Below are 22537 nucleotides of genomic sequence, written 5' to 3'. Positions count from 1 at the left end.
CGGACCGGAGTGAGGAGCCGCAGACCGTGCTGGAAGAAGTCGAGCGCTGGCTGATCGACCGGTCCTGGTCCGTGGCCGACCGACCCGCGCACGCGCTCCTGGCCGCGAAACGCGCCTCGGGGCAGACCGTGAGCGTGGTGCTGCCGGCGCTCGACGAGGAGGCGACCGTCGGCGACATCGTGGCGGTGATCCGGCACGACCTGATGCTCCAGGTGCCGCTGGTCGACGAGGTCGTCGTGATCGACTCCGGGTCGACGGACGGCACCGCCGCGGCCGCCGCGGCGGCGGGCGCCACCGTGGTCCACCGGGACGCGATCCTGCCCCGCATCCCCGCCGTCCCCGGCAAGGGCGAGGTGCTGTGGCGGTCCCTGCTGGTCACCCGGGGCGACATCGTCTGCTTCGTCGACGCCGACCTGCGCGAGTTCTCCTCCGACTTCGTCACCGGCATCGTCGGCCCGCTGCTCACCGAGCCGGACGTGCAGCTGGTCAAGGCCATGTACGACCGCCCCCTGGGCGCCGCCGCCGGGCAGGGCGGCCGGGTCACCGAGCTGATGGCGCGCCCGCTGCTCAACATGCACTGGCCGCAGCTGGCCGGTTTCGTCCAGCCGCTCGGCGGCGAGTACGCGGCCCGCCGCTCCCTGCTGGAGCAGCTGCCCTTCCCGGTCGGCTACGGCGTCGAGCTCGGCATGCTGGTCGACGCCCTGCACCTGGCCGGGCTGAACGCCCTCGCCCAGGTCGACGTCGGGGTGCGCAAGCACCGCCACCAGGACGGGCGGGCCCTCGGCCGGATGGCCGCCGCCATCTACCGCACCGCCCAGCTGCGCCTGGCCCGCGGCCACCTGATCCGGCCCGCCCTCACCCAGTTCGAGCGCTCCGAGGACGGCTTCGAGCCGCGCACCTACTCCGTCGACACCGAGGAACGCCCGCCGATGCGGGAGATCGCCGAGTACCAGGCCCGGCGGGTGGCCTGAGCGCGTCCCCGCGACGTTTGAGGTTCCGGGGGCCGGGCTAGGTTGGTGCGTATGGCTTCCACGCATGCTGCTCAGGCTGGTCAGGGTGCCCAGGTGCTGGTCGCGTCGAACCGCGGGCCCGTGTCGTACACGGTGGACGAGGACGGTTCGCTGCGGGCCAGGCGGGGCGGCGGCGGACTGGTGTCCGGGCTGTCGGCGATCGGGTCGGACGCGGACGCGCTGTGGGTCTGCTCGGCGCTGTCCGACGGCGACCGCGAGGCCGTGCGGCGCGGCGTCGGCGAGGACGGCGTGCGGATGCTGGACATCCCGGCCGACGTGCACGCCGACGCCTACAACGGCATCGCGAACTCGGTGCTGTGGTTCGTGCACCACATGCTGTACCAGACCCCGCTGGAACCCGTCTTCGACGCGGAGTTCCGCCGCCAGTGGGCCTCCTACGAGAGCTACAACCGGGCCTTCGCCGAGGCGCTCGCCGAGGAGGCCGCCGAGGGCGCGGCCGTGGTGGTGCAGGACTACCACCTGACGCTCGTCCCCGGCCTGCTCCGCGAGCTCCGCCCCGACCTGCGCATCGGCCACTTCTCGCACACCCCGTGGGCGCCGCCGGAGTACTTCCGGATGCTGCCCGACGACATCGCCGGCCAGGTGCTGCGCGGCATGCTGGGCGCCGACCGGCTCGGCTTCCTCACCCGGCGCTGGGCCGACGCGTTCACCGCGTGCTGCGAGCAGTTCGCGGGCGGCCTCGGCGGCACCCGCATCGGCGTGCACGGCCTCGGCGCCGACGCGGACTTCCTGCGCGCCCGCTCCCACGAGCCGGACGTGGAGGAGCGGATGGCCGCGCTGCGCGAGGAGATCGGCACCGCGCCCGACGGCACCCCGCGCCGCACGATCGTCCGGGTGGACCGCACCGAGCTGTCGAAGAACATCGTGCGCGGCCTGCTCGCCTACCGGCAGTTCCTGGACGACCACCCCGACTGGCGCGAGCGGGTCGTGCACGTCGCCTTCGCCTACCCCTCCCGCCAGGACCTCGCCGTGTACCGCGACTACACCGCCGAGGTGCAGCGGGTCGCCGAGGAGATCAACGAGCGGTACGGCACGCCCGGCTGGCGTCCGGTGGTGCTGCACGTCGAGGACGACTTCGCCCGCTCGCTGGCGGCCTACCGGCTGGCGGACGTGGCGCTGGTCAACCCCGTGCGGGACGGCATGAACCTGGTGGCCAAGGAGGTCCCGGTGGTCTCCGACGCGGGCTGCGCGCTGGTGCTGTCCCGGGAGGCGGGGGCGCACGAGGAGCTGGGCGAGGACGCGATCACGGTCAACCCCTACGACGTGACCGGGACCGCCCGCGCCCTGCACGAGGCCCTGACGATGGGCCCGGCCCAGCGCACCGAGCACAGCAAGCGGCTGGCCGCCGCGGCGACCGCGCTGCCGCCCGCCCAGTGGTTCGTCGACCAGCTGGAGGCCCTGCGGGAGCAGGACCGCGCCTGATCCGCCGGGTGTCCGGCGGGCCGGGCCCGGTATGGCCGGGCGGGCATGCGTGCCGGCGGCCGGACGCGGATAGGTTGGCCGTATGGGCAGCCACAGCGACTCCAAGGAACCGCATGCCGTCCCCGACCTGCCGACGCCCGTCACCCGGGCCGGGCGCGAAGGGCTCGACGCCCTGCTCGCCCGGCCGGGCGAGGCGCTGATCGGCCTCGACTTCGACGGCACCCTCGCGCCGATCGTGCCCGACCCGGACCGGGCGCGGGCCCATCCCGGCGCGGTGCCGGCGCTGGCCGCGCTCGCCCCGAAGGTGGCCTCCGTCGCGGTGATCACGGGCCGGCCGCCCGCGGTCGCGGTCCGCAACGGCGGGTTCGCGGGCGTCCCCGGCCTGGAGCACCTGGTCGTCCTCGGCCACTACGGCGCGGAGCGCTGGGACGCCGCCACCGACACCGTCACGGCACCCGAGCCGCACCCCGGTGTGGCCGCCGTGCGCGCGGACCTGCCCGCACTGCTGGAGGGGCTGGAGGCGGGGCAGGGCGCCCGGATCGAGGAGAAGGGCCGGTCGGTCGCCGTCCACACCCGCCGGGCCGCCGCCCCGCAGGCCGCCTTCGAGGCCCTGCGCGAGCCGCTGACGGACCTGGCGACCCGGCACGGGCTGATCGTGGAGCCGGGCCGGATGGTGCTGGAGCTGCGCCCGCCGGGCATGGACAAGGGCGTCGCCCTCACCGAGTACGCGCGGGAGACCGGCGCCGGGTGCGTCCTGTACGCGGGCGACGACCTCGGTGACCTCCCGGCCTGCGCGGCGGTGGACAAGCTCCGCTCCGACGGGATCCCCGGGCTGCTGGTGTGCAGCGGCAGCGACGAGGTCCCCGAGCTGCGCGAGCGCGCGGACCTCGTGGTGGACGGCCCGGCGGGTCTGGTGGACCTGCTGGCCGCGCTGGCCGCGCGCATGGCCTGACGGTCACCTCGGCGGGCCGCCCGGAACCTGGCGCGCCCGCCCCGGCCCGCGGCTCACGGCTCAGCACCTCACGGCTCGCGGCTCAGCGGCTCAGCGGCTCAGCGGCTCACGGCTCAGCGTTCCGCGCGCCGGGAGTCGCGTATGCGGCGCAGGCGGTTGACCGTGACCGGGTCGTGGGCCAGGGCGCGGGGGTCGTCGAGGAGCGCGTTGAGGAGCTGGTAGTAGCGCACCGGGGCCAGGCCCAGGCGTTCGCGTATCGCGCGCTCCTTCGCGCCGGGGCCGGGGAAGCCGCGGCGCTCCAGCGCGAGGATGTCCTGCTCGCGCCGGCCCAGTTCCGCCGTCCGTGGTTCCTCGTCCATGTCCCGCACCGTAACCCCCGCCACCGACAGCGGACCGGCCCCGGCGGCCCCGGCGGTCCCGGCGGATGCCGCCGGGGGCACCGGGACGGCCGTCACCGGCCGCCGTCCTCCGTGCGGGTGGCGGTCGCCTGCAGACCGGACAGGACGACGGCCGGGCTGCCGCCGGGGGCGACGGCCCTGCCGATCTGCTTCTTGATCTGCGCGTTGACGGCCGCCCAGGTGCTCTCGCCGACCGGGTACAGCTCGGACGTCCCGAGCTGGTCGAGGAAGGGCTTGAGGTCCTTGTCGTCCGCCGATTCCGCCATCACGCGCGACGCGGACTGGGTGACCGGCAGCAGGTTGTGGGCGCGGGAGAACTTCAGCACGTTCTCCTCGCTGTAGACGGTGTCGAGGAAGTCGCCGATCGCCTCGCGGTGGCCGTTCTCCTTGAAGGCCATCATCCAGTCGGAGACGCCGAGGGTGGCCCTGCTCTCCCCGTCGACGCCGGGCGTGGGCACCATGCCGTACTCGACGCCCTTCTGCTCGGCGAGCCTCATCAGCGAGGGGTGCCCGTTGAGCATGCCGACGTCCCCCGCGGCGAAGGCGGCGAAGGCGTCCGCCCGGTTCAGCTTCCCGGGCGCGACGGGGCCGGTGAGGCCGGCGCCGACCAGTTCGTCCTTGAGCCAGGTGAGGGTGTCGACGTTCTCGACGGAGTCGATGGTGTAGGCGCCCCGGTCGTCGGTGTAGCCGCCGTTGCCGCTGAGCAGCCACTGCATCGTCTCGGCCTGCGCCTCCTCGGGCCCGAGCGGCAGCGCGTAGGGGTACTTCACGCCCCGGTCCTTCAGCTCGGCGGCGTTGTCGACGAGGTCGTCCCAGGTCTTCGGCGGGGTGAGCCCGGCCTCGTCGAAGAGGTCCCGGTTGTAGAACAGCACGCGCGTGGAGGAGGCGAAGGGCAGCCCGTACTGCACCGAGGCGACCTCACCGGCGTCCGTCAGCTGGGAGATCAGGTCGGCCTGGACGGAGATGGAGAGCACCTCGCGGGCCTTGTACAGCAGGCCCTGCTGCGCGTAGTCGGCGTACGCGCCGATCTGCGCCAGGTCCGGCGGGTCGCCCGCGTCGACCATCTCCTTGACCTTGCGGTCGACGTCGTTCCAGGAGTAGACGCTGACGTCGACCTTCACGCCCGGGTGCCCGGCCTCGAAGTCCTCGACCAGCTCCGCCCAGTACTTCCGGGTGCTGTTGGCGGAGCTGTCGCCGTAGTCGGCGGCGACCAGCTGCAACGTCACGTCGGAGGAGTCGTCGCCACCGCACCCGCCGAGGACCCCGACGAGTCCCAGTGCGGAGACCACCGCGATCGCCCGTGTCCTGACCCGCCGCTGCACTGCTCACTGCCCCAACCCCGGCGACCGGTGCGCCGTTCGAAAATTTTCGATATCCGGAATAAGGTCTACACCACGCGAGTGGACTAGACCTCTCCCGGGTGCCGGGGTCACACTGTCCCCGTGGAACATGTCATCGCCCTCGACGTGGGCGGCACCGGGATGAAGGCTGCCCTGGTCGGGGCGGGCGGCGAGCTGCTGCACCAGGCGCGCCGCGCCACCGGCCGCGAGCGCGGCCCCGAAGCCGTCGTCGCCGGGATCCTCGACTTCGCCGCCGACCTGCACGCCCACGGCACCGGCCGCTACGGCCGCCCCGCCTCCGCGGTGGGCCTCGCCGTGCCCGGCATCGTCGACCCGGGCACGGGCACCGCCGTCTACGCGGCCAACCTCGGCTGGCGCGACGTCCCGCTGCGCGCGCTGCTCACCGAACGCCTCGGCGGCATCCCCGTCGCCCTCGGCCACGACGTGCGCACCGGCGGCCTCGCCGAGGGCCGGATCGGCGCGGGCCGGGGCGCCGACCGGTTCCTGTTCGTGCCGCTGGGCACCGGCATCGCGGGCGCCATCGGCATCGACGGACGGGTGGAGGCCGGCGCGCACGGCTTCGCCGGCGAGATCGGTCACATCGTCGTCCGGCCCGGCGGCGCCCCCTGCCTGTGCGGCCAGCGCGGCTGCCTGGAGCGGTACGCGTCCGCCGCGGCCGTCAGCGAGGCGTGGGCGACGGCCGCCGGCGACCCCGCCGCCGACGCGGCCGACTGCGCCGCGGCCGTCGAGGCCGGGGACGAACGGGCCCGCGCGGTCTGGCACGGCGCCGTCGACGCCCTCGCCGACGGACTGGTCACCGCGCTCACCCTGCTGGACCCGCGCACGCTGATCGTCGGTGGCGGGCTCGCCGAGGCGGGGGAAACCTTGTTCACACCACTGCGGGAGGCCGTCCGGCGGCGGGTCACCTTCCAGAAACTGCCGTCCCTGGTGCCCGCGGCCCTCGGGGACACCGCCGGATGCCTGGGCGCGGGACTCCTCGCCTGGGACCTGCTCGCCCCCGCCGACTCCCCGGACCCCTCGGAGGTAACCGCCTGATGGCCCCCACCACTGTTCTCACCGGTGCCCGGGTGGTCCTGCCCACCGGGACCGTGGACGACGGCCGCGTGATCGTCGAGGGCACGCGCATCGTCGCCGGGGGTCCCCCCGCGTCCGCCCCCGCCCCGGAGGGCGACGTCCGCACCGTCGACCTGACCGGCCACTGGGTGGTGCCCGGCTTCGTCGACCTGCACAACCACGGCGGCGGCGGCGCCTCCTTCACCTCCGGCACCGTCGACGACGTCCTGCACGGCATCCGCACCCACCGGCAGCACGGCACCACCACCCTGGTCGCCTCCACCGTCACCGGCGAGATGGACTTCCTCGTCCAGCGCGCCGGGCTCCTCGCCGAACTGGCGCAGCAGGGCGATCTGGCCGGCATCCACTTCGAGGGCCCCTTCATCTCCCCGTGCCGCAAAGGCGCGCACTCCGAGGGACTGCTGCGCGACCCCGACCCGGCGGAGGTCCGCAAGCTGATCGACGCCGCCCACGGCCACGCGCGGATGGTCACCCTCGCCACCGAACTGCCCGGCGGCCTGGACTCCGTGCGCCTGCTGGCCGAGCACGGCGTGATCGCCGCCGTCGGCCACACCGACGCCACCTACGAGCAGACGGTCGCCGCCATCGACGCGGGCGCCACCGTCGCCACCCACCTGTTCAACGCCATGCCCGCCCTCGGGCACCGCTCCCCCGGCCCCATCACCGCCCTGCTGGAGGACGAGCGGGTCACCGTCGAGCTGATCAACGACGGCGTCCACCTGCACCCGGCGGCGCTCCAGCTGGCGTTCCACCACGCGGGCCCCGGCCGGGTCGCCTTCATCACGGACGCCATGGACGCGGCGGGCTTCGGCGACGGCCGCTACCTCCTCGGCCCGCTGGAGGTGGAGGTCGCCGACGGCGTGGCCCGGCTGGTGGACGGCGGCTCCATCGCGGGCTCGACGCTCACCCTGGACCGCGCCTTCCAGCGGGCGGTGACCGTCGACGGGCTGCCCGTGGAGCACGTGGTGGCCGCCCTGTCCGCCAACCCCGCCCGGCTGCTGGGCCTGGACGACCGGATCGGCTCCCTGGAACCGGGCAAGGACGCCGACCTGGTGGTCCTGGACGCGGACTTCGCCCTCCAGGGCGTGATGCGCCGGGGCTCCTGGGTGGTCCGTCCCCAACAGGGCTGATCCGTCCCGCCGTCGGGAGACGGTGACCGGTTCGGGGGTGGGCCGGCCGCCGTCTCTTTGGCATGATCGTGCACCTGACGAACGGGCCCGCGCGAGCGACGCGGGCGGCACGAAGGGGAGGTCGGCACGGTGATCCTCACGGTGACGCTGAACACCGCTCTCGACATCACCCACCGTGTGCCGTCCCTGCGGCCCCACGCGTCCCACCGGGTGTCGGAGGTGGCCGAGCGTCCCGGCGGCAAGGGCATCAACGTGGCCCGGGTGCTCGCCGCCCTCGGGCACGAGGTCACGGTCACCGGCTTCGCCGGCGGCACCACCGGGCGGATCCTGCGCGAGCGGCTCGCCGACGTGCCCGGCCTGGTGGACGCCCTCCTGCCCGTCGAGGGCACGACCCGGCGCACCATAGCCGTGGTCGACGAGACCTCCGGCGGCACCACCCAGCTCAACGAACCCGGCCCCACGGTCTCCCCCGCCGAGTGGTCCGCCTTCCAGGAGGCCTACGCGGCCCTCCTCCCGTCGGCCTCCGCGGTGGCCCTGTGCGGCAGCCTCCCCCCGGGCGTCCCCGTGGGCGCCTACGCCGGCCTCCTGCGCACCGCCCGCGCGGCCGGGGTGCCCACCCTGCTCGACACCAGCGGGGCGGCGCTGCGCCGCGGCATCGCCGGACGCCCGGACGTCCTCAAGCCCAACGCCGACGAACTGGCCGAACTGACCGGCTCCCACGAGCCGTCGACCGCCACCCGGGACGCCCGCCGCCGGGGCGCGGGCGCGGTGGTCGCCTCCCTCGGCCCGGACGGCCTGCTCGCCCTGACCCCCGAGGGCCGCTGGCGCGCCACACCCCCGGCCCGCCTGCACGGCAACCCGACCGGCGCGGGCGACTCGGCCGTCGCGGGCCTGCTCTCCGGCCTGGTCGACAGCCTCCCCTGGCCGGACCGCCTGACCCGCGCGGTCGCCCTGTCGGCGGCCACGGTCCTGTCCCCGGTGGCGGGCGAGTTCGACCGCCCGGCGTACGAGGAACTGCGGGAGCGGGTGTCGGTGCAGCGGGAGGCCAGTGCGGCCTAGGCAAGAAGCGTCGACATGCGCCTCGACCGGCAGAACGCGCGAGGCGGGCGACCGTGGCTGCCTTCGGCTTCCGTGCTGCGATGCATGGTGACCGTGCCCTTGGAACGTTCGCGTGAACGTGGCTTCCGTTCGGCAGGAGTCACGTTGATGTGAGTCGGCCGGTCCCGGTCGACCGGCTCAGAACTCCCGTGCGGTGGCTCCTCGCAACGACGAGCGGGCCCGCGTCTTCCACGGCACCGTCGCCGCAGCGATCCGGCTGCGGCAGTGGTCCGCCGGGCGGGCCCTGGAGCCGGTGCGGCCGGGACCGGGGGCGCACCTCGGGCCGGGGTCCCGGGTACCGTGCCGGGACTGCGGGCGGTCTACTTCTTGACCTGGCCTTCCTTGATGTAGAGCTGGTCCAGCAGGACGTTGCACTTGTCGCCGTCGTTGCAGGAGACCGAGATCGTGTTGGTGCCCTTGTTCAGGGTCGGCCAGGCGAAGGTCTTGGTCCAGCCCTTGGCGAAGTCGCCGTCCTCGGCGCCGGTGAAGTTGTCCATGTTCAGCTTGTTGCCGAACTCCTTGCCGTTGACGGTGAGCGTCATCGACTGGGGTTCACCGGCGGTGCTGTAGCTCACGAAGACGGTGTACGCGCCGTCCTTCGGGATGCCGTCGACGGTCCAGGTGACCTTGGAACCGGGCTGGTTCAGGTTGGTCACGTAGATGCCGCCGTCGGACTGGGCGCCCTCGACGTCCGACGCCAGCGAGGCACCGCCGTCCAGGCGGAGCGCCTTCGCGTCGATCGTCGGTGACTCGAACGTGTCCTCGGCGCCCTTGTCGTCGCTCGCCGACGGGCTCGGCTCGCTGCTCTGGCTCTGCGTCGGTGTCGGGGTGGCGTCCGCCTGGTCGCCGCCCTGGTCGTCGTCACCCACGGTCATCGCGACGCCGATGCCGATGACGACCGCGGCGACCACGGCGATGGCGCCGATCAGCAGGCCCTTGGTGTTCGGTCCGCGGCCCCGGCCGCCGCCCCCGTGCCCCGGCTGGGGGGAGTGGGCGGCGGGGGCCCCGCCGGGCAGCGTCTCGGGGGCCGCGTAGTGGGCGTTGGGCTGGCCGTACACGCCCTGCTGCGGGGGTGCCTGCGGGGCGGGCGCCTGCTGGCCGTACTGCCGGGTGCCGACCGCCCGTACCCGGTTGACCGAGTTCGGGTAGCCGTAGCCCCCGGACGGCGGCTGGGCCCCATTGGCCTGACCGTCGGCGTAGAGGTAGCCGAACGGGTCGTCGTCCTCGGGCGTGCTCGCGCCGTTGTTGCCGGGCGTCATCCCTTGGTGCTCCTAGGTACTGATCGGATGCGGTACGCGTGGTCAGAATGGCGAGCCTACCCCCATCGGCTGACCCGATCGGGTGACTCGGACCGCATCAACTCCCTGACCTGGGGTTCACCCCGCCCGGCGGTGCTGTTTGGGACGGGATCGTTTCTCGACGTACATGCGTTCGTCGGCGGACTTGAGCACTTCGTCCGCCGTCATGCCGCAGTGCGCCCACCCGATGCCGAAGCTGGCGCCGACCCGCACGGCCCGCCCCTCGGCCCGGATGGGCTGGATGATCTCGTTGCGCAGCCGCACGGCGAGGTCCTGGGCGTCGGCGCGGCCGAGCCCGTCGGCGAGGATGACGAATTCGTCACCCCCCAGCCGGGCGACGGTGTCGCCGTCGCGGACGCCGTTGCCGAGCCGGCGGGCGACCTCGATGAGGACGGCGTCGCCCGCGTTGTGCCCGAAGCGGTCGTTGATCGACTTGAAGCCGTCGAGGTCGCAGAAGAGGACCGCGAGCCCCTTGCTGCCGTCGTCGTGGTCGTCGGGCGGCGCGACCATGTGCACGTGGTGGTCGTAGCCGTCGTACTCGTCGGCGCCGGGCGGGAAGTCGAAGTCGTGGCCCCGGTCGAAGACGGGCGGCCCGCCGTGGGCGGCGTCGTGGGTGTCGAACGACTCGAAGGCCTCGAAGGACTCCAGTGAGCCGGGCGCGGGCAGCGCGGCGTGCGGGCGCTGGCGGCACAGCCGGGCCGAGAGCCGGGCGCGCAGCTCGGCGGAGTTCGGCAGGCCGGTGAGGGAGTCGTGGGAGGCGCGGTGGGCGAGGTGGAGTTCGCGCCGCTTGCGTTCCTCTATGTCCTCGACGTGGGTGAGCAGGAAACGGGGCCCGTCGGCGGCGTCGGCGACCACGCTGTTGCGCAGGGACACCCAGACGTAGGTGCCGTCGCGGCGGGCCAGCCGCAGCTCGGCCCGGCCGCCCTCGGCGGAGGTGCGCAGCAGGGTGCCGATGTCCTCGGGGTGGACGAGGTCGGAGAAGGAGTAGCGGCGCATCGTGGAGGCCCGGCGGCCGAGCAGCCGGCACAGGGCGTCGTTGGTGCGCAGGATCCGGCCGTGCTGGTCGCCGCCCATCTCGGCGATGGCCATGCCGGAGGGGGCGTACTCGAAGGCCTGCCGGAAGCTCTCCTCGCTGGCGCGCAGGGCCTGCTGCTCCCGCTCCAGACGGACCAGGGCGCGCTGCATGTTCGCACGTAGACGCGCGTTGCTGATGGCGATGGCGGCCTGGAAGGCGTACATCTGGAGTGCCTCGCGGCCCCAGGCGCCGGGCCGCCGGCCGTTGCGCGGGCGGTCGACGGAGAGCACGCCGATCAGCTCGCCGGAGGTGCCGCCGCCCTGCGGGCCGGGCGCGTACATCGGCGCGAAGAGACGGTCGGAGGGGTGCCACTCGTCCTCGAAGCGCGGCGCGGGGCCGTCGGTGTACCACTGCGGGACGTCGTCGTCGTCGAGGACCCAGCCCTCGGTGTGGGGTATGAAGATCAGGTCGCCCCAGCGCTCACCCATGACGAGGCGCCGCTCCCAGGACTCGCGGGAGCCGACCCGGCCGGTGATCAGGGCCTCGGCGGCGGGGTTGCCGGAGAAGGCCGCGACGACCAGGTCGCCGTCGTGGCGCACGAGGTTGACGCAGGCCAGCTCGTACCCGAGGGCGTCGACGACCCCGTCGGCGACGGTCTGCAGGGTGTCCGCCAGGCTTCGGGCCGTGTTCATGTCGGCCATCACCTGGTGCAGTTGTCGCAGCGACGCCAAGCGCACATAGGGTTCCGACTCGGTCTCCATGCTCGCCCTCCCCCCGAGTCCTCGCAGCGAATCAAGGGTGCTCATCGGCGTATCGTCCTGGCAGCTTCCCAGCCACTGAATCACAGCGCGCTGCCCACTCGGTACACAGGGTCAACAATTCCCGCCCCTTGTGACTCAAGTCACAGGTAAACGTGAACAATTGGCTGGTCTTTCCATGGTTTCTCCCTGAATTTCGCCGCAATCGCGGAACGGGACTCTTTGAGATCTCTTCACGGCCGTCGGCCGCTGGTCCTAGGACCGGATTCGGCCCGGGGTCCGATGCGGCCCGGGTGATGCGGAGATTAGCGTTCCGGTGTGCCCAACACTTCTGTCGCCCCGTCCACGATCACTTCGGTGCCCGCCGCCCGGCATGCTGAGGGGGTGAGCAACGACGAGTTCCGCGCCGCCCTGTCCCGACTGGCCGCCGGCGTGGTCCTGGTGACCGCGAAGGAACCGCCGCTGGACCCGGACGACCCGCGGGCCCCGGCCGGTGAGGACGTGGGCATGACGGCCACGGCGTTCATGTCGGTGTCCCTGGACCCGCCCCTGGTGCTGGTGAGCCTGCGGGAGGGATCCCGCATGGACGAACTGCTGGAGGAACAGCCCCTGTGGGCGGTGTCCGTGCTCGCCGAGGGCCAGCGGCAGATCGCGGGCCGCTTCGCCATGCGGGGCCGCATCAGCGACCGGCTGCTGTTCCAGGACATCCCCTACGAGCGGGGCGAGCACACCGACGCGCCCCTGGTGGGCGGGGCGCTGGCGACCCTGGAGTGCCGCACCGAGCAGCGCGTCCCGGCCGGGGACCACACCCTGGTGATCGGCCGCGTCCTGTCGGCCGCGCTCCCGGCCTCGGACGGCGGCCCCCTGACCTACTTCCGCGGCCGCTACCGGCACTTGGGCTGAGCGGCGGGGCGCACGGCACGTCCTGTGCGCTGCCCGGCCGTTGCGTCTCGGTCCGTCGCGCCTGCGCGTGGTGCACGACCTGCGTCCCGTCCGGCATCCGCCGCCCCGGTGCACCGCGACAGCGGTGCCTCGCGGACGCTGGCCTGCTCCGTCCATGGCGCCGGACGAGGTTGCGCGTCCTGCGCCCGCGTGGCCGGACTTCCCCGGCGCCGTGGACCCGTTGGTCGCACGGCGGGTCCCGGCCGTTCGGTGCCGCACCGGGTCAGCCGCCGCACCGGTCAGCCGGGTCAGCCCCAGTCGCGGCCGCTGCGGCCCCGCTTGGTCTCGGCGCGCTGTTTCTTCTCGCGGAGCCTGCGTTCGTTGATGCCGCGCGGGACACGGGTCGGCCTGCGGGGCTTGGGCGGCGGCGCGGTGGCCTCGGCGAGGAGCGCGGCCAGGCGGGTGGCCGCCGCCTCGCGGTTGCGCCACTGGGAGCGGTGCTCCGAGGCGCGCACGCTCACCACGCCGTCGGCCAGCCGCTGCGCCAGCCGCTCCAGCGCCCGCTCCCGCCACACCTCGGGCAGTGCCGTGGTGCGGGCCAGGTCGAACCGCAGCTCCACCTGCGAGTCACTGGTGTTGACGTGCTGGCCGCCCGGCCCCGAGGAACGCGAAAAACGCCACATCAGCTCGGACTCCGGCAGGAAGACGGAGCCACGGATGCGGAGCGCTCCGGGAGGCAGGCCCCCGGGCCTGCGGGAGGGACCGGACATGCCGTCCATGGTCGCGCGCCCGGCGGGGCCGCGTCACCTCAATATCCTCGGTAAAGAAAGTAAAGCGAACTGGAACCTGGCGTTGGCCTCTCGCGTTCAAGGGGGTAGCGGTAGCTTCTAGCCGTACGTCAACGAGGGAAGGGACTCCCAACAATGGCTGTAAGCCTGTCCAAGGGTGGCAACGTCTCGCTCACCAAGGAGGCTCCGGGCCTGACCGCCGTCACCGTGGGCCTCGGCTGGGACGTCCGCACCACCACCGGCACGGACTTCGACCTCGACGCCTCCGCCATCGCGGTCAACACGCAGGGCAAGGTCTACTCGGACGCCCACTTCGTCTTCTTCAACAACAAGCAGACGCCGGACAACTCCATCGTCCACACCGGTGACAACCGCACCGGCGAGGGCGCGGGCGACGACGAGGCGATCAACGTCAACCTGGCCGCCCTGCCGGCCGACATCGACAAGATCGTCTTCCCGGTGTCGATCTACGACGCCGAGAACCGCAGCCAGAACTTCGGCCAGGTCCGCAACGCCTACATCCGCATCGTCAACCAGGCGGGCGGCACCGAGATCGCGCGCTACGACCTCTCGGAGGACGCGGCCACCGAGACCGCCATGGTCTTCGGCGAGCTGTACCGCAACGGCGCCGAGTGGAAGTTCCGCGCCGTCGGCCAGGGTTACGCCTCGGGCCTGGTGGGCATCGCGCAGGACTTCGGCGTCAACGTCTGACGCACCCCGGAAGCCGTCCGCGAGCCCCCGTTCCCGTCCGCCCGGCGGGACCGGGGGCTCCGGCGTTCCCGGCAGCCGGTCCGCAGGGAGCGCCCCTCCGCCCGGGCCCGGCGGCCCAGGGGCGGGCCTCAGGGGCGGGCGGGTCTGCCCGTCCCGTGCAGCCACTCGGACCAGACGCGGCCGAAGTCCTCGCCGGGGGCGTGCTGCTCGACGTAGGCGGTGAAGTCCGCGGTGGAGACGGTTCCGTGGCGGTTCTCCCGGGCCCAGCCGCGCAGCAGCGCGTCGAAGGCGTCGTCGCCGACGGTCTGCCGGATCTTGTGCAGGACCATCGCGCCGCGCTGGTAGACCGGCACCCCGGAGATTTGCGCCGGGCCGGGCGGACGTGCCGGCGGGAACGCCCACACGGCCTCGTTCGCCTCCTCGTCGGCGAAGTAGGTGCCCGCGTACAGCGCGTCGAACGTCTGCTGCGCGCTGTCCCCGCCGTGCTCCTCCCGCCACAGCCACTCGGCGTACGTCGCGAAGCCCTCGTTCAGCCACATGTCGCGCCAGCTCTCCGGTCCGACGGAGTTGCCGTACCACTGGTGGGCGATCTCGTGCACCAGCAGACCGGTGTCCGGGGCCCCGGGGAAGACCGGCCGGTTCTGCGTCTCCAGCGCGTACCCGGCGTCCCCGGGGCGCTCGACGATCACCCCGGCGGATGCGAACGGGTACGGCCCGAACCGCCGCTCCGCCCACTCCAGCACCTCGGGCAGCCGCTCCAGCGCCGGACGGCTCGCGTCCTTCTGGTCCGGGTCCACGGCCGAGTACAGCGGCAGCCCGCGTGCCGTCCGGGCGCGGTGGATGTCGTACCGTCCGACCGCGAGCACCGCGAGGTAGCTCGCCATCGGCTCGCGCACGCGCCAGCGCTGCACCCTGCTCCCGCCCCGCGTCTCCTCGCCCGCCGGCTCGCCGTTGGACACCGCCCGCAGGGCCTTCGGAACGGTCAGCGTCAGACGGTAGGTCGCCTTGTCGGACGGGTGGTGGTTGCCCGGGAACCACGCCATGGACCCGGTCGGCTGCCCGAGCGCGACCGCGCCGTCCGCCGTGCGCAGCCAGCCCTCCTCGGAGCCGTCCGGGTCGGTGACGGTCACCGGGGCCCCGGAGTAGCGCACGGTCACCCGGAAGGTGTCGTCCCGCCGGATCGCGGTGCGCGGACGGACCGTCAGTTCCTGGCCGTCACGCCGGAACCGGGCGGGCTTCCCGTCGACGGCGACCCGCTCCACGTCCAGGCCCTCCAGGTCGAGGTTCAGGGCGGGCAGGTCCTCGGTCGCGCGGGCGGTGACGGCCGCCGTGCCGGCGAGGTGGTGCGGGCCGGGGTCGTAGGCGAGGTCGAGGTCGTAGTGCGTGACGTCGTACCCGCGGTTGCCCGACCGGGGAAAGTACGGGTCCCCCACCCCGGAGCGCGACGGCCCCGGGTCGGCGGACGCCCCGGCACCGCCGTCCGCGCCCCCGCAGGCGGTCGCCACCACGGCGAGCAGTGCGAGCACCCCGGCCGGCCACCGCCGACGGCCCTCGGGGGCGCGCACGGCTCGACGTACCGGGCGCGGCGGCCCGTGGCGGCCGGTGGCGCCCGGTCGGGCGGAGCCACCGGCGGGGAGGCGGAGGCCGGGGAGGCGGAGGCCGGGGAGGCGGAAGCCCGCCGCGAAGCGGGGCGGGACCGAGGGCGCGAGGCCGGCGGGATCGGCGGGGTCGGTGAGGCGAGCGGAGCTGCCCGCGGGGCCGGCAGGCCCCGGGGGCGTGCCGTGCCGGGCCACTGCCGGGCGGACTCCGGCGGGGCGGGGACGCGGGGCCGGGTCCGGGAGGTCCGGGAGGTCCGGGAGGCGGCGGTGGGGGCGCACTCCGCGATCCTAAGAGGTGGCGCCCCTGCCGGCGGTGCCGCGCGGCCGTGACACCATCACCTGCGTGCTCGACATCGGCTACGCCCTCTCCAACCGCTTCCCGGACCCCCCGCAGACCGACTACCGCCGTGCGGACGTCCGCGCCCTGCGCCACGACCTGTTCTGCGGCGACGTCTACCTGGCGGACACCGAGGAGGACCGCGAGCTGTCCACAGCCTGGGGATGGGTGCCGGTGCTCGACTTCGCGTGGGCCCTGTGCGACATCGTGGAACGCGTCGACCGGGACCCCGCGGGCTCCCGCGCCTCGCGGCCCCAGCGGGCGGAGCTGGACTTCACCGAGTCGACCGACCGCTTGCTGTTCGAGCGCCGCTTCGGGTGGGTCGACATCGAGGCCGAATGGCTCCCGGCGAGCGAACCCCCGCTGACCTTCTCGCACACCGAACTCCGCCGCGAGGCACGCGACTTCCTGCACGACCTGCTGGCCGACCTGATCGACCTGCACGAGGACCTGGGCGAGAACCCGGCCGTCTGGACCCTCCAGGCCCGCTTCCCCCGCATCGGCTGACCCTCCCGGGCCGGAACACGCTCAGCCCCCGGACGGCGCGCCGGAGGACACCCCCGCACCGCACTCCCCGTGGCTCCGCGCGACGCCCGTGGCTCCCCGCGGCACCCCGCGGCTCTCGTGGCGGCCGCCACGCGGAGGGCCCCCGCCCCGGCTCCCGGCCCCCGTCATCCCGCCCCGCCGATCCACTCCCCCCGTCCACGGCTCCCCCGCCTCGCCGCGCGGACCGTCCCCATCCCGCCCGTCCCCCATCCGCCCGTCCCGCCCGCCCCCCATCCGCCCGTCCCGCATCCCCACCCCGCCCCCGAGGCCGGCCTCAGCTGCCCTCCACCCGGATCCCCGCCTCGGCCGCCAGCACCGGGGCCAGGTCGAGCAGTTGCCCCGCGCTGATCACCGCCCCCGCCAGCCGGCCCACCCCGCGGGCGATCTCCAGGGGGACGGCACCGCGCAGGTCGACGTCCGTGAGCGTCGCCCCGGTGAAGTCGGCCTCCTTCAGCGCGCAGTCCACGAAGGCCACCCGCTCCAGCCGGGCGCCGCCGAAGTCGGGCTCGACCAGGAGGCAGCCCTCGAAGACGACGTCCCTCAGCCGCGCCGCCCGCAGGTTGAGGAAGTCGATCTTCCCGCCCCGGACGTGCACCCGCTCCAGCTGCGCCCCGTGCAGCTGCGTCCCCCCGAGACGCGCGTCGGTCAGTTCCACGTCGCGCAGGACGGCCTCGGCGAGATCGGTACCCACTCCGCGCACCCCGGCCACGACCGAGTCCAGCACCCGGACCCGGGGCAGCCGGGCCTCGTCCAGCGCGCACCCCCGTAGCGCGCAGTCCAGGAAGCGCGACCCCGCTCCGTCCTGCCCGGACAGGTCCGCCTCCGCGAACTCCAGCCCGTCGTAGTCCCCGTCCGGCTCCAGCCCACCCCCCTCGAACCGCTCCAGCGCCCCCAGCCGCACCTCCGGCCGCCGCGGCTCCCGTACCCCCGCACCACCCGCCGCTCTCCTCGCCATGCCCCCATGCTGCACCCCACCACTGACAACGCCCCGGCCGGACACGCGACCTGCGCGAACGCCCCCGATGTCACATTCCGGGGCCCGCCATCCGTCACAGCGGTGAAGGCCCAGGGGCGCCTCCCGGCGCGGCCCCGGGCACGGGAGACAGGAGAGAGCACAGGCATGCACCGCACCGACCGCATCACCGTCATCGGCGGCGGCTTCGCCGGACTCACCGCCGCCATCACCGCCGCGGAGGCGGGGCCCGGGTCACCGTCCACGAGGCGCACCACACCCTCGGCGGCCGGGCCCGTACCGCCGAGGGCCCGTACCGGACGAACGAGGGCCCGCACGCCCTGTACAGCGGCGGCCCGCACTGGAGCTGGCTGCGCGCCCGCGGCCTCGTCGGACCGCTGGCCACACTCCCACCGCTGGAGGTGGCCCGGTTCCGGCTCCGCCACTGCGGAGCGCTGCGCCGCACCCCGCCCCTCGCGATGCTGAAACTGCTGCGCCGGCGCGCGGACCGGGCCCCCGTCGGCACCGACTTCCTCACCTGGGCCACCGGCGTCGCGGGCGAGGAGGCGGCGCGGGCCGCAGCCCACTACGCGGCGGTCGCGCTGTTCCACCACGACCCGGGCTCCCTGTCCGCCGCCTTCGTGCAGGAACGGCTGCGCCGCGCCACCCGGCTGCCCCCGGAGGCGCACCACCCGCGCGGCGGATGGGGTGGGCTCATCGACCGGATGGCCGCCCGCGCCTGGAACCTGGGGGTGCGGGTGGAGACCCTGTCCCGCGTCGACACGCTGCCCACGGACACCCCCGTCGTCGTCGCCACCTCCCTGGAGTCCGCCCGCCGGCTCCTCGGCGACCCGGGGCTCACCTGGCCCAGCGGCCGTACCGTCCTCGTGGACCTCGCCGTGCGCACCCGGCGCGGCGACGCGTTCGTCGTGTCGGACCTGGACGCCCCGGGCTGGCTGGAGCGGTTCACCGCCCAGGACCCCTCCCTCGCCCCGCCCGGCGAACAGCTGATCCAGGGTCAGGTCCCCATCGCTCCGCACGAGTCCAAGGCCGACGGGGTCCGGCGGGCCGGGGAACTGCTCGACCTCGGCTTCCCGGGCTGGCGCGAACGCCTCACCTGGCGCCGGGAGGCGGTCGCGAGCGGCCGTACCGGTGCGGTCGACCCGCCCGGCACCGACTGGCGCGACCGGCCCGCCGTGGACCGCGGCGACGACGTCTACCTCGCCGGGGACCGGACCGCCGCGCCCGGTGTGCTCTCGGAGGTGTCCTTCAACAGCGCCCTCACCGCCGTCTCCCTCGCGCTCGGCCGCCACGGGCTTGACCTCGAGCAAGCTGGAGGTTGAACAGTGGGGAGGGCCCGCCGCGGCACCGCCCGCCGCGCCACCGTCCACCCCTGGGGGTCCCCATGCACGCCGTCCGCCTGCACGCCTTCGGCCCGGCCGAGAACCTCGTCCACGAGGAGGTCCCGGACCCCCGCCCGGGCCCCGGGCAGGTGCGGATCGCCGTCCGCGCGGCCGGGGTGCACCTGCTCGACACCGCCCTGCGCGCGGGCCGGCCCGGCCCCGCCGGAACCCCGGCCGAGCTGCCCACCGTCCCCGGCCGGGAGGTCGCCGGGGTCGTCGACGCCGTCGGCGAGGGGGTCGACGACGCCTGGCTCGGCCGGGACGTCGTCGCCCACCTCGGCTTCGTCCCCGGCGGGTACGCCGAACTGGCCGTCACCGGCGTCGACCGGCTGCACGTGATCCCGCCGCGCCTCGACCACGTCGGGGCCGTTGCCATGATCGGCACGGGGCGGACCGCGATGGGCGTCGTGCAGTTCGCCGAGCCCGGCCCCGGCGACGTCGTCCTGGTCCCGGCCGCGGCCGGCGGCATCGGCACCCTGCTCGTGCAGTACGCGCGCAACGCCGGGGCGACCGTCGTCGGCCTGGCCGGCGGCCCCGCCAAGACCGCCCAGGTGACGGCGAACGGCGCCGATCTCGCCGTCGACTACACCGCTCCCGGCTGGGCCGGCCGGCTCGCCGCGTACGCGGGCAGGGTGACCGTCGTGTTCGACGGGGTCGGCGGGGACGTCGCCCGCACCGCCGTCGGCCTGCTCGCCCCCGGCGGACGGCACGTCGTCTTCGGCTGGTCGTCGCAGGGCCTCGACAGCGACGCCCCGCACCTCGTCGACGGCGTCTCCGTGAACGTCCTCGGCCCGGCCATGCTGCGGCGGGCCGGCGGCCCCGACCCCCTGCGCACGCTCGAGGAGCGCGCCCTCGCCGAGGCCGCCGAGGGCCGCCTCGTCCCCGCCGTCCACCGCTTCCCCCTCGCCGAGGCCGCCGCCGCCCACCGGGCGCTGGAGAACCGGGGCACCACCGGGAAGGTCGTCCTCGAACCGCGGCGGCCCCCGGCGACCCGCTGACCGGAGCGCCCCGCTCCCGGCACACGGCCCGCCGCAGACGACTCGTCGGCACACGGCCCGCCGGGACACAGTCCGCCGGGACCGGAGCGCCCCACCCCACGCCTCGCCCTCAACCCCCGGCCCCGGCCGCGCCACCGGACTACCGTGCGGTGTGTGATCGCCGTCCCGCCGCAACTCGCGGCCGCCCAGATCAAGTTCAACAAGGAGGCGGGCCGCGCCTTCGTCGCCGCCCTGCCGGAGCTGACCGCGGCCTTCGTGGACCGCTGGGAGCTGCGGATCACCGGGACCCCCCTGCACGGCGTCAGCGCGCTCGTCGTCCCGGTGGACCGCGCGGACGGCACACCGGCGATGCTGAAGCTGCAGCTCCGCGACGACGAGAGCGAGGGCGAACCGGTGGCCCTGCGCCGGTGGGACGGCGACGGCGCGGTCCGGCTGCTGGACCACGACGAGCCCACCGGCACCATGCTCCTGGAGCGCCTGGACAGCTCCCGCATGCTGTCCCGCGTGGCCGACCCGCACGAGGGCGTCCTGGTGATCGCCCGCCTGCTGGCCCGCCTCCACGTGGCCCCGGCCCCCGCGGGCCTGCGCCGCCTCGACGACATCGCCCGGCGCATGCTCCGGCGCACGCCCGCCGCCCTGGAGCGCATCCCCGACCCGGAGTCCCGGCGCCTGGTGGCCGACTGCGCCGCGGCCGTCCGGGAGGTCGTCGACGAGCCCGGCGACCGCCTCCTGCACTGGGACCTGCACGACGAGAACGTGCTCGCCGCCGACCGCGCCCCCTGGCTCGCCATCGACCCCAAGCCCCTCGTCGGCGACCCGGGCTTCGACCTGTGGCCCGCGCTGGCGAACACCTTCCGGGCGGACGACGTCCGCCGGCGCTTCGACGCCATGACCGAGGTGCTCGGACTGGACCGCGCGCGGGCCCGCGCCTGGACGTACGGGAGGGTGCTGCAGAACTGCCTGTGGGAGACCGAGGAGGGCCGGCCCCTGAGCGACACGGACCTGGAGATCGCCCGCCGCCTGCGCCGGAATTGAGACGTCCCGGGCCGGAGAAACGAGCCGGCCCGGGACGGACGGGAGGGGCCCGCACGAGGGCCCTGCGAGAGCCCCCTGTCGGATTCGAACCGACGACCTGCTGTTTACAAGACAGCCGCTCTGGACCGGACTGAGCTAAGGAGGCGCCGCGCGCTCCGCGCGCGAAGGCTGGTCCACTGTACACAGAGCCGGATTCACCCGGCCACGGACTTGCCCTGAGGCCCGCGCGTCCGCCCCGCCCCCGCGAGCCGTCGACAGTTCACGAAGAAATCACAGCCCGGAAACTACTGACAAGCAGGTGAACGCCGGGTACCGTCCTGTGCCAGTTCACACACGTGGACTACACCACAACGGAATACGTGGACGACACCACTGCGGAACACCCGTCGTGGCACCACCTTCCTACTCGGATCGTCCGGCACGTTCCTGCCGGTAGAAGGGGGCCCATTCCCATGGCCACAGTCACGTTCGACAAGGCGACCCGGATCTACCCGGGTTCCACCAAGCCCGCCGTCGACGCGCTCGACATCGCGATCGAGGACGGGGAGTTCCTCGTCCTGGTCGGCCCGTCCGGTTGCGGCAAGTCCACCTCGCTCCGCATGCTCGCGGGGCTGGAGGACGTGAACGGCGGCGCCATCCGCATCGGCGACCGCGACGTCACGCACCTGCCGCCCAAGGACCGGGACATCGCCATGGTGTTCCAGAACTACGCCCTCTACCCGCACATGACGGTCGCCGACAACATGGGCTTCGCGCTCAAGATCGCCGGCGTGAACAAGGCGGAGATCCGGCAGAAGGTCGAGGAGGCCGCGAAGATCCTCGACCTGACCGAGTACCTGGACCGCAAGCCGAAGGCGCTCTCCGGCGGTCAGCGCCAGCGTGTCGCCATGGGCCGCGCGATCGTGCGCGAGCCGCAGGTGTTCCTCATGGACGAGCCGCTGTCCAACCTGGACGCCAAGCTGCGTGTCTCCACCCGTACGCAGATCGCCTCCCTCCAGCGCCGCCTGGGCATCACCACCGTCTACGTCACCCATGACCAGGTCGAGGCCCTCACCATGGGCGACCGGGTCGCGGTGCTCAAGGACGGCCTGCTCCAGCAGGTCGACACGCCGCGCAACATGTACGACAAGCCCGCCAACCTCTTCGTGGCCGGCTTCATCGGCTCCCCGGCGATGAACCTCATCGAGGTGCCGGTCACCGACGGCGGCGTGAAGTTCGGCAACTCGGTGGTGCCGGTGGAGCGCGACGCGCTCTCCTCCACCACCGACAAGACCGTGACCGTGGGCGTGCGCCCCGAGCACTTCGACGTGGCCGGTGAGGAGTCCGACCAGGGCGTGGCGGTCACCGTCAACGTCGTGGAGGAGCTGGGCTCCGACGCGTTCGTCTACGGCTCCACCACCGTGGGCGGGGAGACCAAGGACATCGTGGTCCGCGTCGGCGGCCGCAACGTGCCGGCCAAGGGCAGCGAGCTGCACGTCGTGCCGCGCGCCGGCGAGACCCACGTGTTCTCCACGTCGACCGGCGCCCGCCTGTCCGACTGAGCCCGGCCGCCGCCCCGCCGGACCCCGTCCGGCACCGCTTCACACCTGCCGTCCGGCCAGATCACCCGGACGGGCGACGAGAGCCCCGCAGCCTGCTGCGGGGCTTCTCGCGTTGTCGACAAATACCCCGCACTCCGGGCATTTCGACCGGGCGCGTCAACGCGTTACCCCAAAAACTCGTCGACCATGTCCCCCGAACCGGTGACGGA

At 74.2% G+C, this 22537-nt stretch carries 19 protein-coding genes, 1 tRNA gene and 1 pseudogene; 13 read left to right on the top strand and 8 right to left on the bottom strand.

The genetic code is table 11. The features are described 5' to 3' along the window. Positions 1-26 precede the first annotated feature (26 nt). The 3 genes from ACSU53_RS17140 to otsB all read left to right on the top strand — a co-directional run bounded on the left by ACSU53_RS17140 (position 27) and on the right by otsB (position 3405). On the top strand, positions 27-971 hold the full coding sequence (locus tag ACSU53_RS17140) for a glucosyl-3-phosphoglycerate synthase (RefSeq protein ID WP_437028705.1): 945 nt from the start codon (positions 27-29) through the stop codon (positions 969-971). A gap of 51 nt (positions 972-1022) precedes the next feature. Then, the gene (locus ACSU53_RS17135) at positions 1023-2453 is read left to right on the top strand and encodes an alpha,alpha-trehalose-phosphate synthase (UDP-forming) (RefSeq protein WP_437028703.1); all 1431 of its coding nucleotides are present in this window, start codon (positions 1023-1025) and stop codon (positions 2451-2453) included. 82 nt (positions 2454-2535) lie between these two features. Further along, the gene (gene otsB, locus ACSU53_RS17130; protein ID WP_437028701.1) at positions 2536-3405 is read left to right on the top strand and encodes a trehalose-phosphatase; all 870 of its coding nucleotides are present in this window, start codon (positions 2536-2538) and stop codon (positions 3403-3405) included. A 113-nt stretch (positions 3406-3518) separates the two neighbouring features. Here the strand turns inward: otsB and ACSU53_RS17125 are convergent, their stop codons facing one another. Both ACSU53_RS17125 and ACSU53_RS17120 read right to left on the bottom strand, forming a co-directional pair. Then, positions 3519-3764: a DUF3263 domain-containing protein gene (locus tag ACSU53_RS17125; RefSeq protein WP_437028699.1), complete on the bottom strand. Its 246-nt coding sequence runs from the start codon at positions 3762-3764 to the stop codon at positions 3519-3521. 92 nt (positions 3765-3856) lie between these two features. After that, positions 3857-5125 (bottom strand): extracellular solute-binding protein, encoded by a 1269-nt coding sequence (locus tag ACSU53_RS17120; protein ID WP_437028697.1) that lies wholly within the window; start codon positions 5123-5125, stop codon positions 3857-3859. 120 nt (positions 5126-5245) lie between these two features. Here ACSU53_RS17120 and ACSU53_RS17115 point away from each other — a divergent pair, with 120 nt between their 5' ends. From ACSU53_RS17115 to ACSU53_RS17105, 3 genes are all read left to right on the top strand, one after another. Then, entirely contained in the window at positions 5246-6199 is a 954-nt protein-coding gene (locus tag ACSU53_RS17115; RefSeq protein ID WP_437028695.1) for an ROK family protein, read from the top strand. Further along, complete coding sequence (gene nagA, locus ACSU53_RS17110) at positions 6199-7368, top strand: N-acetylglucosamine-6-phosphate deacetylase (protein WP_437028693.1); 1170 nt, start codon at positions 6199-6201, stop codon at positions 7366-7368. Before ACSU53_RS17115 ends, nagA begins: the two co-directional genes overlap by 1 nt. Before the next feature lie 129 nt (positions 7369-7497). Further along, a complete protein-coding gene (locus ACSU53_RS17105) occupies positions 7498-8427 on the top strand; it encodes a 1-phosphofructokinase family hexose kinase (protein ID WP_437028692.1) in 930 nt (309 codons plus the stop codon). 359 nt (positions 8428-8786) lie between these two features. Here the strand turns inward: ACSU53_RS17105 and ACSU53_RS17100 are convergent, their stop codons facing one another. Further along, positions 8787-9725 carry a carbohydrate-binding protein gene (locus tag ACSU53_RS17100; RefSeq protein ID WP_437028690.1) on the bottom strand — a complete coding sequence of 313 codons (939 nt, stop codon included), beginning with the start codon at positions 9723-9725 and terminating at the stop codon, positions 8787-8789. 117 nt (positions 9726-9842) lie between these two features. After that, positions 9843-11540 (bottom strand): diguanylate cyclase CdgB, encoded by a 1698-nt coding sequence (gene cdgB / locus ACSU53_RS17095; RefSeq protein ID WP_437028688.1) that lies wholly within the window; start codon positions 11538-11540, stop codon positions 9843-9845. A 315-nt stretch (positions 11541-11855) separates the two neighbouring features. On the opposite strand from cdgB, the gene ACSU53_RS17090 reads away from it, so the two are divergent. Continuing rightward, a complete protein-coding gene (locus ACSU53_RS17090; protein WP_437028686.1) occupies positions 11856-12440 on the top strand; it encodes a flavin reductase family protein in 585 nt (194 codons plus the stop codon). Positions 12441-12727: 287 nt separating this feature from the next. Here the strand turns inward: ACSU53_RS17090 and arfB are convergent, their stop codons facing one another. Further along, a complete protein-coding gene (gene arfB, locus ACSU53_RS17085) occupies positions 12728-13198 on the bottom strand; it encodes an alternative ribosome rescue aminoacyl-tRNA hydrolase ArfB (RefSeq protein WP_437028685.1) in 471 nt (156 codons plus the stop codon). A gap of 144 nt (positions 13199-13342) precedes the next feature. Here arfB and ACSU53_RS17080 point away from each other — a divergent pair, with 144 nt between their 5' ends. Further along, positions 13343-13918, top strand: coding sequence for a TerD family protein (locus tag ACSU53_RS17080; protein WP_164345696.1), 576 nt, complete (start codon positions 13343-13345; stop codon positions 13916-13918). A 128-nt stretch (positions 13919-14046) separates the two neighbouring features. Here ACSU53_RS17080 and ACSU53_RS17075 read toward each other — a convergent pair whose 3' ends face one another. Then, entirely contained in the window at positions 14047-15444 is a 1398-nt protein-coding gene (locus ACSU53_RS17075) for a M1 family metallopeptidase (protein WP_437028684.1), read from the bottom strand. A gap of 415 nt (positions 15445-15859) precedes the next feature. Between ACSU53_RS17075 and ACSU53_RS17070 the strand changes: the two genes are divergently transcribed. Next, positions 15860-16360 carry a hypothetical protein gene (locus tag ACSU53_RS17070; protein WP_437028682.1) on the top strand — a complete coding sequence of 167 codons (501 nt, stop codon included), beginning with the start codon at positions 15860-15862 and terminating at the stop codon, positions 16358-16360. Between the two features lie 313 nt (positions 16361-16673). On the opposite strand, the gene ACSU53_RS17065 is transcribed toward ACSU53_RS17070, so the two are convergent. After that, positions 16674-17354 (bottom strand): pentapeptide repeat-containing protein, encoded by a 681-nt coding sequence (locus tag ACSU53_RS17065; RefSeq protein ID WP_437028680.1) that lies wholly within the window; start codon positions 17352-17354, stop codon positions 16674-16676. 165 nt (positions 17355-17519) lie between these two features. On the opposite strand from ACSU53_RS17065, the pseudogene ACSU53_RS17060 reads away from it, so the two are divergent. The 3 genes and pseudogenes from ACSU53_RS17060 (at position 17520) to ACSU53_RS17050 (ending at position 20787) form a co-directional block, all read left to right on the top strand. Continuing rightward, positions 17520-18694 (top strand): annotated as a pseudogene (locus ACSU53_RS17060) (NAD(P)-binding protein). Positions 18695-18756: 62 nt separating this feature from the next. Beyond that, a complete protein-coding gene (locus tag ACSU53_RS17055) occupies positions 18757-19752 on the top strand; it encodes a zinc-binding dehydrogenase (protein WP_437028678.1) in 996 nt (331 codons plus the stop codon). Positions 19753-19896: 144 nt separating this feature from the next. Next, positions 19897-20787, top strand: a complete 891-nt coding sequence (locus ACSU53_RS17050; RefSeq protein ID WP_437028677.1) for an aminoglycoside phosphotransferase family protein — start codon at positions 19897-19899, stop codon at positions 20785-20787. Between the two features lie 69 nt (positions 20788-20856). Here ACSU53_RS17050 and ACSU53_RS17045 read toward each other — a convergent pair. Further along, positions 20857-20932, bottom strand: a tRNA-Thr gene (locus ACSU53_RS17045). A gap of 307 nt (positions 20933-21239) precedes the next feature. On the opposite strand from ACSU53_RS17045, the gene ACSU53_RS17040 reads away from it, so the two are divergent. Next, positions 21240-22328 (top strand): ABC transporter ATP-binding protein, encoded by a 1089-nt coding sequence (locus tag ACSU53_RS17040; protein WP_362101514.1) that lies wholly within the window; start codon positions 21240-21242, stop codon positions 22326-22328. The last annotated feature ends 209 nt before the right edge of the window (positions 22329-22537 follow it).

It is taken from the genome of Streptomyces sp. enrichment culture (assembly GCF_964273255.1).
GTDB lineage: Bacteria > Actinomycetota > Actinomycetes > Streptomycetales > Streptomycetaceae > Streptomyces.
This window is presented reverse-complemented; position numbering and strand designations above follow the sequence as displayed.